This window comes from Photobacterium sp. S4TG1 (assembly GCF_036040035.1).
Classification (GTDB): Bacteria; Pseudomonadota; Gammaproteobacteria; order Enterobacterales; family Vibrionaceae; genus Photobacterium.
Genome location: NZ_JAYXUH010000001.1, coordinates 562296 through 574521 on the forward strand (window position 1 = coordinate 562296; position 12226 = coordinate 574521).

The window sequence follows — 12226 nt, forward strand, 5'->3', positions numbered from 1 at the left end:
CTTCACTCTCCATAGTTAACCCAAACCATTATGCTACTTGAACTGAGGTGACTAACGGTAACTGCAAGGTAAAGGTGGCTCCTTGCCCCAGTTGTGAATCTAATATCAAACTACCGTCATGGGCTGATACCACCATCTGTACCACAGCCAGTCCTAATCCGGTGCCTTGTTTACGGGTAGTAAAAAAAGGTTCTAATACTTTTTGATGATACTCGGCCGCAATTCCAGGGCCGTTATCTGTCACACTGAGTAATAACATTTGATGTTGTTGTTGGCAGCACACGGCAACTCGACAACCTTTGCCTGCCATTTGAATAGCATTGGTGATCAAATTACCCACCGCGCTTGCTAAAGCGCTTTCATTACCCATGATTCGCAATGTTTCATCATCACAATCAATACTAAAGTCAACATCATGACTGAGAACTTGGGCTTCTATGATTGCTTCTAAACTGTTGAGTAAACTTTCAATAGTAAATTCACTCACCACTTTATTGTCGCCACCTTTGGCAAATAACAGCATATCGTTGACGTGTTTTTCTAAATCATATAATCGATCTACCAGCTTGGTTTGAAAGCGGGCTCTAGTGGTTGGGGTTAACCCTGATGCAGCTAAATTAGCAGCATATAACAACGCACTGGCGAGCGGAGTACGCACCTGATGTGCTAATGATGCCACCATCCGTCCTAACGACGACAACCGTTGCATTTCACTTAAACGTGACTGTAATTGTCGTGTTTCAGTTAAATCAGTGATCACAATTAACTGCCCAGCCGCTGACGCTGATATCGCGAGTTTCACCTTACGGCCACTACGCAAAGAAACCTCATGCCCATCATCATCTTGGGGCGCAAAACTACGCTGGATTATCTCTCCCCAACGTTGACCGATTAATGGCTCACCAAGTAACCGTAAAGCCTCTTGATTAGCTTCACTTATCACGCCCTTTTCATCCAATAAAATGACAGCAACAGGCATCACTTGTAATACTTGTTGATAACGCTCAACTTGTTGGTTTAACGCTAATAATGTTATGGATGAGTCACTCATGATTAATCTGCAACAAACGATGATAGTCATAGCATGCAAACAGCATGCCACTATTAATCACTATTTATCAGTAACTTATTGTAAAGTCATACTATTTACTAATGTCATATTTATGACACTAATGACACTTTTATGATGCTGCGTGCTTTTTTTAGCTTATAAGGGCATATTTATTATTAACAACACCTCAATAACTATTGCTAAGAGTGATATTAGATAGGGATTGATTGAACAATTATGTTTAAAACAACATAAAAAAAGTCACCGCCAAATTAATGACGGTGACTTTTTTATATTATTTTTTATATTAAAAGAGAGTCTGGGTAAATTAACTGTCTTTTGATAATCCATATTTACGCATTTTTTCAACCAAGGTTGTACGGCGCATACCTAGCATATCAGCAGCACGAGCAACAACACCAGATTGTGCATCTAATGCTTGGCGAATCATTTCGACTTCGAGTTCAGCCAGCATCTCTTTAAGGTTTAATCCTTCTGGCGGTAAGTCATTACCTAATGGCGTAATGTCAGGTTCTTCAACAGCAAACATATCCGCTAACGCTTGTTGTTCTTGTTCTTCAATAGACATCATGCTGCTTTCAGGCACAAAATCAGGTAACTGGCTATAACGGTATTTTATCGGTAAATGATTAACATCAACCATTTCACCAGGATAAAGAATCGTTAATCGTTCCACCAAATTCGCCAATTCACGAATATTTCCCGGCCAATCATGCAACATTAATGATGCAATCGCACGTGGTGTAAAGTGGATCCGTTTAGCACCTTCTGCTTCCATACGGGTAAGCAGCTCTTGTAATAATAACGGAATATCTTCAATTCGATCACGTAATGCAGGCATATCGATTGGAAATACATTTAAGCGGTAATATAAATCTTCACGGAACAATCTCTCGGCAATCATTTTATCCAGATCACGATGGGTTGCCGCAACAATACGTACATTCGCTTTAATGGTTTGAGTGCCACCAACACGCTCAAAGCTACGCTCTTGTAAGACACGTAATAACTTCACTTGCATCGACATTGGCATATCACCAATCTCGTCTAAAAATAAAGTACCACCTTCAGCCAATTCAAATCGGCCTTTACGGGTTGAAATTGCGCCGGTAAACGCCCCTTTTTCATGACCAAATAATTCACTTTCAAGTAAATCAGCGGGAATAGCACCACAATTAACAGGTACAAACGGACCTTTGCCTCGTTCAGAATGGTAATGCACATTACGCGCAACCACTTCTTTTCCAGTACCAGACTCCCCTAAAATCAACACACTCGCATCACAAGCCGCGACTTGTTCAACTAAACGACGAATATCACTAATGGCTTCACTGCGACCAACCATGCTTCTAAATAGCATGTTTTTACGACCTAAAGATGGTACTTGGTGAGTACGCTTACCTAAATATTCTTGGCAATGACGAAAGGCGTCGGCGAGTTGGTTGTAGTGCAGAGGAAATTTAAGATCACCAATATAATTGGGTAATTCAGCTAATAACTCATGATGATTCGTCAATGCAACCACAGGAATTTGCGGATACACTCTCAACATCTCAATAATGCTAGTAAGTTTTTTAGTATTGGTTATTGTTCCTAACAGGCAAACACCCCATGGCTGTTCCCATAATGACACGGTCAAATCTTGTGATGACAGCGCGTTATGATGCTCACCCATAAAGTTGAGGATGACACCTAAATCATGACGTTGCTGTGGGTCGTCATCAATAACAAGCGTATTTACTAAACCGTGCATAGATGGATATTGCCTTTATAAGAGTACACCCTGACGGTATATTCAATGTAGCGAATAGAACAACAATCAAGAAGAGAGTGACTACATTGTAATTAATGTGCACCATAAGGCAAGATTTGACATATAAAAGCTGTGACACCAATACAAATAACAATGTATTTGATCAGGTTTTATGCCAATTTCAGACTAAAAACACCAAAAAAAATGGTTATCGGTAACACTAACTACGGTTACCGACCCCAAAAAACAGCTAGTTTGTTTCAGTAAGGTGGTGATATTCTGCTGGAATTTGATCCCAAGCTGACTTTATCTCACGTAGCATACCAATCACATCATCAATAGGCTGAGTTATATTTTCAGCATTGGCTCGGGAAATCTCGCTTCCCATGAAATCATAAAGTGCATCAAGGTTTTTAGCGATATCACCACCATCTTCCATTGATAAACAATCACGCAAACTTAGTACAATATCTAATGCTTTGGTTAAACGTTCACATTTAACCGCAATATTACCTTGTTCCATCGCCGCTTTGCCCTGAATAAGGCGTTCTATCGCCCCAGCGTATAACATTTGAATGATACGGTGCGGTGAGGCGCTGGCGAGTTGTGCATTCACTGAAACTTGCTTATATGCCTGAAGAGAACCACGCATGTTGTTATCCTTTGTTTAGTTGCGAGACATTATCAATAAACATTGGGTTTAGAGGCTATTGTCCGTGTTGTTGAATATTGCTGTAGAGCGATAATGATTTTTGGCTTTTTTTCGATCGTACCAATTGCATACCTATACGATCTTTATGCTGTTGTAATAACGCTTTCATAGCCTGAGTACGAGCAACAACGTCATCAAATACTGCCCGTGATAAATCTGCTTGTTTAAGCACAACGTCCACTTGCTGATGACGCAAAGCGACTAAGTTTTCAAGTTGCTGCGGAAAATCATCAGGGTAATCTTCCGCCAGTAATAATTGTTCGATTTGGTGTTCTAATTGGGTTAGTTGCTCTAACATTATAAGTGGCCGCATTAATATCCTTAATCAAACGACATCATCAAACTCATCATACTACTGAGTTGATTATTCATCTTCCCGATGGCTTCATCCATCGCTAAAAACTGTTTATAAGTACGATCTTCATAAGCGACCATACGTTTATTAAGCTCTGTCATATCATCGTCTAATGATTTTTGGCGCTCTTTTAACGTGTCTTCTTTAACAGACAATGAACCATCGGTTTTATCAGTAAAACTGTCTAACAGCTTATCGGCTTTAGCTAGAAAGCCCGTATCTTCTTGAGCAAAAAATTGGCCGATAACCGCAAAATTTTCGCTGATGATGTCATCAAGCTTATCGCTGTCTTCTTCAAGCTCTAACGTGCCATCACGCTGAATCGAAATCCCAAAATCAGACATTTGATACAGCTTGCCATTAATATCAATCGGCTCATTGAGTAAGTTACGCATTTGGGTGCTCACTGAACGCGTTAAGCTATCACCGTTCAATGCCCCTGCACGATTGGGATCATCTGGTTCTTTATCAGCATCAAATCCGGTTAACTTATCAATGGTACCCATTAAGCTGTTATAACTATCAACAAACGATTTCAGTGAATCTTTAGTGCTTTTCTCATCACTTTCAATGGTGATTTTTACCGATTTAACATCGATATCATCGGTTTCAGGATTACTTGAGCCTGAAGTACCAGTGAGCTTTTTAAGATCTAACGTCACCCCTTCAATCACATCTTCAAAGGTATTATTACTGCTGCTAACGGTAGTGAAGTTATCGATCATGATTTTGGCATCTTGCGCTGCCTGCATCTCATCAACTTTACTGTCCACCATGCCGTCTTTATAAGCAAGTGATGCTAATTGCCCCGTCATGGCAGAGGTATCAATCTCAATGGTATTTTTCTCACCAGTTTCTTTGGTTGAAAATACAATTTTTGAACCGCCTTCTTCCCCAGTATTGATTAAGGTTGCGGTAACACCGGGGTTATCTTCAGCATTATTAATCGCATCAACCACTGACGATAAATCATCATTGTCTTCACCGATATTTAAGGTCATCGATTTATCACCGACCTTAATTACCATTTCACCGCTACCAAGAGAGGCTTCAGGATCAGCGCTAAATAGTTCTTTACCCATCAATTTATGTGACTGTGCCATTTGCTGAATGTTAATGTTATACACCCCGCTTTTGGCTTTAGCGGTGGCTTTTATCGATAAATAATCACTGTTATCAGACGTGGCTTTTTGACCATTAAAGGCTTCATCTTTGCCAAACTTTTCTAGCATTGATTGCATTGCGCTGACAGATGATTTGACCTGACCATAAGCACTCAGGGAAACATTAACTTGCTTTTGCTGATTGGTGATTCGATCCGATTTTGGTTTACGTTCAGCGGCAACTAATTGCTGCGTCATGCCTGCAATATCTAGCCCAGATGCCATTCCGGCAGCACTTAACCCCATAGTTATGTCCTCTACACTGTTTTACTGATAGAGCCCAGAGCATGCTTGGCTAAATTTTTGTTTAACTCTAGCAATTCTTGTGCCGGAACTTGGCGAATCACATCACCAGTTTTATTATCAACAATGGTGGCAATCTGCTTGCCTGTTTCCTCATCTTGGTGGAAACGTAAACTGCGGTTACATTGTTGTAATACTTGTTCAATCTGCTTAATGCGTTCTTGCTCTGCAATAGGATCAGGCGTAAATGAATTAAGCGGATTGTCATCAAGAGAGGGATTAACATCATTAACATCCGTTAACGCGTTAATCAGAGGCAATGGCTTGCCGCTAGGTTGTAACTCGCTATAAGTTGGATCAGATTTAGACTGATTGGCAGTATTGACCGTCGCAGAAGTCGTACTATTTAGTGATGTTGGTAGCGCGGTATATTGTCCTGTTGCAGCAGCAGTAGAAGTGATCGCCATAGCCAGTTCCTTGAGCATATTTGTTAGCGATTAAAATACAATAATGCCCTGCTGATAGAATCAACAGGGCAAGACTTTAATAACGGATTAGCCTAGTAGACTAAGTGCCGCTTGTGGAATTTGTTTTGCTTGCGCAAGGATAGAAGTACCCGCTTGTTGCAGGATCTGACCTTTAGTCATGTTGATAGTTTCAGAGGCGAAATCAACATCTTTGATACGGCTGTTTGACGCATTAACGTTTTCGTTGATGTTCGCCAAGTTGCTCATGGTGTGAGTCATACGATTTTGGAAGGCACCGATTTCCGCGCGCTTTGAGTCGACTTGCTCCATTGCTGAATCAAGTACGTCAATCGCGTTTTGAGCACCTTCTTGAGTTGATAGATCTAGGCTTGCTACTGATTCTGTTGTAGTCTCTATACCTATATCCATTGCTCTAGTCATTTCGGTACCATCAAGTAATTTAGTTGAATACTTAATTGATTCAATATCACTATCGAGTTTCATTTCAGAAAAGTTTAATGTAAATGATGTTTCAGTTTCAGCCATTTTACCTTCAGTAGTGACTGTCGATGCTGATGTTTTCTCCGAACCACCAACTAATTCTTGATTAGTACCAGTTCCATTTACACCAGCAAGTGAAATCTTTGTCTCAGTACTTGAACCATTAATATTTGCTGACATTACAACCTCAGAACCGTCAGCAGAACTTAATGAAAATCCAGTATTATCCTCTGCTGTGGCTGTTATGTTTGTATTGCCATCAGCAATCAATGCATCATTTATTGCTGCCATTAATGTATCTTTATCTTTAAGTGCTGCACTATTTAAAGTCACTTCAGTACCTGCGATATCAAGTGAAATAGTTTCTGCTTCTTTTCCCCCAATAGCTTTTGATATAACCTCTGTTGTTGTAACTGCTGCTGCAGTGCCAGAATCCACAGCAATAGAGGCTGCAGCTGCGCCGGATTTTTCATCTAAACTACTTTTAATCGCAACATCTTTACCATCAGCACGAGATATATCAAATGCCTTACCACCAACAGCTGTTGTAAATTCGACATTACTAAAACCAGTCAATTTCTTTGCTAATTCTGTTTCATCAGCAATATCTGCTGCTGTTAATGTAATAGATTTCATGTCAGTGCCATCACCATCAAGACTATCATCAATCTCAAATGTTACTTCACCATCACCAGTAATATTAAGACCACTGACTGCAGCATCAGTCTTAACAGCATCTTGAACACCTAACCCAGTAACAGCTGTTTTTCCAGCAGTTGCTGCGGTAATTTCACGTTCAGTAGCATCAACACCTATATTACTTACACCATCAATGTTATTGAGTTTACTTTTAAGTTCATCAGCCGTCATATCTTTGGTGATAGCAATATCATGATTCGTACCATTAATCCCTAATGAAAATGCACCATCACCGGTTGATGTGCCACCTTGTAATTCAACCGCAGCAGGGCCAGCATTTAGATTTTTATAGTCACGACCAATAGCGTGAGCTGATACATCCATCAAACCTAGGCTTTGCGTTTCATTTGAGTTAGCACCAATTTGGAATGATTTCTCACCAAATGAACCATCAAGTAGGTTCTGACCACCAAAACTGGTGGTATCAGCGATACGGTTCATTTCACTTTGCAGTTCACCCATCTCTTTCTGCATTGCGTCACGGTCTTTGTCTGAGTTTGAACCGTTAGCAGATTGAAGAGCTAGTTCACGCATACGCTCCATGATGGTGGTTGATTCTGACATCGCACCTTCAGCCGTTTGTGCCATTGACACGCCATCGTTAGCGTTACGCATTGCAACGTTTAGACCATTACTTTGGTTGGTCAAACGGTTTGAAATTTGCATACCGGCAGCATCGTCTTTAGCAGAGTTAATACGCAGACCAGATGATAGTTTTTGCATGCTGTCGGCAACGCTGCTGCTTGCACTGTTTAGGTTACGCTGGGCAGTCATTGCTGTTACGTTAGTATTAATTGTAATAGCCATAAAGGTGACACTCCTTGATATGATCTTTCCCAGACGTGGTGCCGGGTTAAAAAGAGATTTAATTAACTTAGTGCTAAAGTTAACGGCACCTTTTGGCGAAGCTTTAGGATTATTTTTAGGTTTTTGTATATGAATTTAACAATTGATAAATAGGGGGAATAGTTAACAAGTAGCAAGTGCCAAACCCCACCCCGTCATTCCCTACAGTGAGGTTACGAACGAGATAGGGAATCTACTCCCCACGCGTTGTAGAGTCATTGGAGTTGTCATGATTAAATTCACTAACGTCTGTTAGGCTCAAGCACGCGTTGAGTAGATCACGGATAGCCTCGTCCCTCGACTTCCGAGATGACGCATAATGGGCTACGTGAGTGCCAAGCCCCATCCCGTCATTCCCTACAGTGAGGTTACGAACGAGATAGGGAATCTACACCCCACGCGTTGTAGAGTCATTAGGGTTGTACTGATTGAATTCACGGGCGTCTGTTAGGCTCAAGTACGCGTTGAGTAGATCACGGATAGCCTCGTCCCTCGACTTCCGAGATGACGCATAATGGCTACGTGAGTGCCAAGCCCCATTATTGCCGACAGTAAGGCTCAAGCACGCGTTGAGTAGATCACGGATAGCCTCGTCCCTCGACTTCCGAGATGACGCATAATGGGCTGCCACGGACTCTTTGTTCTGCTCTTCCTCGAAACTCACCCCTGCTCTTACCTATATTCTGCTCTTCCTCGCCCCTAGCAAACTCGTCCCTGCTCTTACCTCTCTCCCCTAAAACCCTAAATATAATTAAACAATGACAATTGCTTGGTTTGCCCAAACGCTTGTTGCGAGGCTTGCAGCGCCATCATTTGTTGGTTCATATCCATGATTGCTTTGCTGTAATCAAGATCTTCTAAGCCACTTTGGGCTTGATTTAGGGTTAACTCAAAATCAAGATGTTGTTCTAACTGGCGATCAACCTGCTGCATAATGGTGCCGACTTCTGAGCGCTGTTGGTTCATATGCACAAAACCACTATCGAGATCATCAATCACTCGTTGTAAATTCGCTTCCGCCGCAGGCGACGAGGTTGGACGCTCTGCGTTATCAATCGCACTCTGAATCGAATCAAAAATATTGATCGTTTGGGCTGGCTCTAAGCTAATATTATCGCCACTGCTGATATCACCAAATTTTAAATTCAGGGTGGCGCTATCGGCAGCTGCAGGATCTTTATACACAATGCCTTGTTCTGAATCATAAGCTTGATTTGCAGCGACAACTTTACCTCCAACGGTTAAGTTATATTGCATCTCTTTGGTTGCTGTGCCATCTGCCGCTGCGATATCAACTTCATTGAAACTCACTTCAATAGCTTCAGCTGAACTAAAATCACTGGTAGTGGCAGCAAGGAGATGCAGTTTAGAACCATCGGTTAAGCCACCAGCACCATCGCTAAATACAGGTCGAAAATCACCGTAACTATTAGGTATATCAGTAAATAGCTGATCGCCGGGTAAACTGGTTTTTACGTTTACTGATTTATCTATTTGAGCATAACGCGACTGGCTATCACCATGATAATCCATGCTGCCATCAGTGGCTTCCATAAACGGCTTAGTATCCGATTGATTGCCCGCAAACACATAGTTACCGGCTTCATCACGGCTATTGGCTAGTTCAAGTAAGCCATCACGCAAGCTAATTAATTCATCTTTAAATGCAGTGCGGTCATCACTTGCCATCGCACCATTAATCATACCAAGTACTTTTTGCTTGGTTGCGCCAAGGTTATCTTCAACGCCAGCTATCGCGGTTTCCATGGTTTGCAGACGATTATTTGCAAGAGTGATGGCACTATTATATTGATCGATTTGAGTTAACTGCTGGCGGTAGTTTTGAATCGTTACCGATGACACCGGATCATCTCCTGCAGTTTCGACCCGTTTGCCGCTAGATAGTTGGCCGTTAGTTTGATTCAGTTCGCCTTGCTTACGCATTAAGTTGGAGGTCAGATTTTGGTACTGACTGGCGGTTGAGACGCGATTGATCATGACAACTCCTCGTTATACTGCGCGCATTAAGGTATCAAAGGTTTCTTTCGCCACCGACATAATTCGTGATGACGCCATATATGATTGCTGAAACTTCATTAAATTAGCGGCCTCTTCATCAAGGTTAACCCCTGATAAATTCGACACTCGCTCTGAGGCTGAATCAAAATCAAGCTGATTCACTTCAGTTAATTTATCGGCATTTTTTTTAAGCATGCCAATATCTGTGGCTAAACCTTCAAATAAATCAATCACACTTGATTTACCGTCAGCCATGGTCTTTTGATGTTGGACTTGCTGCATCGCTAAGAAATTACCGTTACCACCTTGAGCATTTTGAGTGCCAAGCTCAATCTCAAAGCTATCGTTAGCTTGTGCCCCAGCAGATAAGCTCATAACGGGAGTTGACGAAGTAGCGCCTGTTTTAAAAGCAATGGTGGCGCCATTTTCAGCTGAATATTTTTTATCTGCTAATTCAACATTGGTATTGGTTTTTAAATCGGTAACGGTAACTTGATCGCCCGCGGCATTTAACTGTAATTGATAGCGCCCAGCTGCATTATCAGGCACAACAGTCGCTTTGGTAATAGTTGCTGAGCCAAGATTGGATTCAGCGGCAATCGCGGTTAACTGACGATGACCCGCCAGCCCACGTGGATCTGTCATAGCAAGAGAGATATCCGCCGCACCACGACGTAAAGGTTGAATAATGGTGGTTTCAGTTTCTCCAGCCATTAACGTAGGTGGTTTATTAATAGTGATTTCTAAGCCATCAACCTTCGCTTCAAATTTACCTTTTGCATTGGCTGTTAAGGCCGTTTTATTACCTTGTTGATCAATCAGTGTATGACTGGTTGCATCACTGATTAATTGATAATCACCGATTTTAAGTTGATTAATATCATCAATTTTAACGCTAATATCACTGCTACTACCAAAGGGTTTAAGTGCGCGTTGCGACATCGCATTCGGACTATTAATGTCATTGAACAACGCTTGTCCTTGCTGACCATTAAGATCAACACCTTGTTGTTGAAGATCATTCATTTGCGCCCCAAAGCCAAGCGTCATTTGTCCGAGTTGATCCAAACTCTTATCAATAACATCATCACGCACAGTCAACATTGCACCTAAGCTGCCACCAATGGTGTCACTTTTAATCGGTTTACTATTATTGCCATTAATTAACGCGATTTGTTTATTGGCAATATCCGGATCGCCATCGACTAATTTAAGTTGTGAAGCACTTACACCTGACACCAAGGTATCACCACTACCAATGATAACTGTATTGGCTAAACTGCCTTTATCTGCCAACACGGTCACTTGCGTATATTGGGCTAATTCATTAATCAGAGTACGTTGTTGATCAAACAGATCATTACTGCCATCGCTGCTAGATTGTTGCTGCAAACTGGTATTGACCGCGGCAAGTTCTCGCCCTAACGCATTAACACGATCTAAAGAGACACTCAATTGTTGATTAACATCAGTACGAATATTGGTTAGTGTTTCATGGGAATTATTTAAGTTAACCACCGCTTGATTAGCATGTTCTAGTACCGTTTGACGACTACCCAGATCATTAGGATTATCGGCTAAAGAGCGCACTGAATGATAAAAATCGTTCATACTGTTAACGCTATTAACGGCACTTTTAGAGGTAAAATCATCCAACATTGCTAAATGCTGTTGTTTAACATTAGCTTCTTCTAGTTGAGTGGTGGAAAGCGTCAGTTCGCGAGCAGCAAATTGATCATAAGCACGACTGACATTATCAATATAAGCACCAGTACCATAGTAACTATTACCATTCCATTGTGCATCATCGGCTTTTTGTTCAACAACTTGGCGGCTATATCCTGGCGTGTTGACGTTGGTAATATTATGACTTGCCACATCCAATTGTTTTTGAGATGTGCGTAAGCCACTCACCCCAATTTGCATCAAATCTAACGCCATCGCCTGTTTGCTCCCCACTAAAATTCAAACCATTATCGGCAACAATCGTGCGATAACGCTACAGCCAACAAGCAAGATCTGAACCACTTTTAAATAAATTCTATCTTTAACGTTATTGTTTAAATAAATACTGTTAATTGGTATTTATTTACTTATACTTTTGCCGTTGCTGCCGATATAGATAAAACACCATCAAAAACAATGGCAAAACAGCCTTCAAAATAAAGGATATCGTTAATGAATATTTTACTTTCAGGACTAATTGGTTACGCAATAAAAGAAGTGGTGGTACCATTAATCACTGATAGCGACGATGATAAGCAAGATAAAAAACCAGTGTCTGATAAGGAAGTGGAAGGAGCGTTATTTGAAAGTAACGATCTGATCAAGATGGTATCAAGTCTAATTGATATTGTGGTGTGATATTTTTATTACGGTATTAACGATTCATTCTG

9 protein-coding genes and 2 pseudogenes are annotated in these 12226 nt (G+C 41.2%); 1 reads left to right on the forward strand and 10 read right to left on the reverse strand.

What is annotated here, in order from left to right; genetic code table 11:
- Nucleotides 1–28: 28 nt before the first annotated feature.
- The 10 genes and pseudogenes from VXS03_RS02705 to flgK all read right to left on the reverse strand — a co-directional run bounded on the left by VXS03_RS02705 (nucleotide 29) and on the right by flgK (nucleotide 11789).
- Nucleotides 29–1051, reverse strand: coding sequence for a sensor histidine kinase (locus VXS03_RS02705; protein ID WP_327761847.1), 1023 nt, complete (start codon nucleotides 1049–1051; stop codon nucleotides 29–31).
- A 328-nt stretch (nucleotides 1052–1379) separates the two neighbouring features.
- Nucleotides 1380–2825 carry a sigma-54 dependent transcriptional regulator gene (locus VXS03_RS02710; RefSeq protein ID WP_327761849.1) on the reverse strand — a complete coding sequence of 482 codons (1446 nt, stop codon included), beginning with the start codon at nucleotides 2823–2825 and terminating at the stop codon, nucleotides 1380–1382.
- 250 nt (nucleotides 2826–3075) lie between these two features.
- Nucleotides 3076–3477 (reverse strand): flagellar export chaperone FliS, encoded by a 402-nt coding sequence (gene fliS / locus VXS03_RS02715; RefSeq protein WP_327761850.1) that lies wholly within the window; start codon nucleotides 3475–3477, stop codon nucleotides 3076–3078.
- A 55-nt stretch (nucleotides 3478–3532) separates the two neighbouring features.
- Nucleotides 3533–3850, reverse strand: a complete 318-nt coding sequence (locus tag VXS03_RS02720; RefSeq protein ID WP_327761851.1) for a flagellar biosynthesis protein FliS — start codon at nucleotides 3848–3850, stop codon at nucleotides 3533–3535.
- 8 nt (nucleotides 3851–3858) lie between these two features.
- A complete protein-coding gene (fliD, locus tag VXS03_RS02725) occupies nucleotides 3859–5301 on the reverse strand; it encodes a flagellar filament capping protein FliD (RefSeq protein WP_327761852.1) in 1443 nt (480 codons plus the stop codon).
- An 11-nt stretch (nucleotides 5302–5312) separates the two neighbouring features.
- On the reverse strand, nucleotides 5313–5765 hold the full coding sequence (locus VXS03_RS02730; protein ID WP_327761853.1) for a flagellar protein FlaG: 453 nt from the start codon (nucleotides 5763–5765) through the stop codon (nucleotides 5313–5315).
- Nucleotides 5766–5852: 87 nt separating this feature from the next.
- A pseudogene (locus VXS03_RS02735) lies at nucleotides 5853–6119 on the reverse strand (flagellin); the annotation flags it as partial.
- A 1161-nt stretch (nucleotides 6120–7280) separates the two neighbouring features.
- Nucleotides 7281–7772: pseudogene (locus VXS03_RS02740) on the reverse strand (flagellin N-terminal helical domain-containing protein); the annotation flags it as partial.
- A 780-nt stretch (nucleotides 7773–8552) separates the two neighbouring features.
- Nucleotides 8553–9809 carry a flagellar hook-associated protein FlgL gene (gene flgL, locus VXS03_RS02745; RefSeq protein WP_327761854.1) on the reverse strand — a complete coding sequence of 419 codons (1257 nt, stop codon included), beginning with the start codon at nucleotides 9807–9809 and terminating at the stop codon, nucleotides 8553–8555.
- A 12-nt stretch (nucleotides 9810–9821) separates the two neighbouring features.
- Complete coding sequence (gene flgK, locus VXS03_RS02750; protein ID WP_327761855.1) at nucleotides 9822–11789, reverse strand: flagellar hook-associated protein FlgK; 1968 nt, start codon at nucleotides 11787–11789, stop codon at nucleotides 9822–9824.
- 219 nt (nucleotides 11790–12008) lie between these two features.
- Here flgK and VXS03_RS02755 point away from each other — a divergent pair, with 219 nt between their 5' ends.
- Entirely contained in the window at nucleotides 12009–12194 is a 186-nt protein-coding gene (locus tag VXS03_RS02755) for a flagellar hook protein (RefSeq protein ID WP_327761856.1), read from the forward strand.
- The last annotated feature ends 32 nt before the right edge of the window (nucleotides 12195–12226 follow it).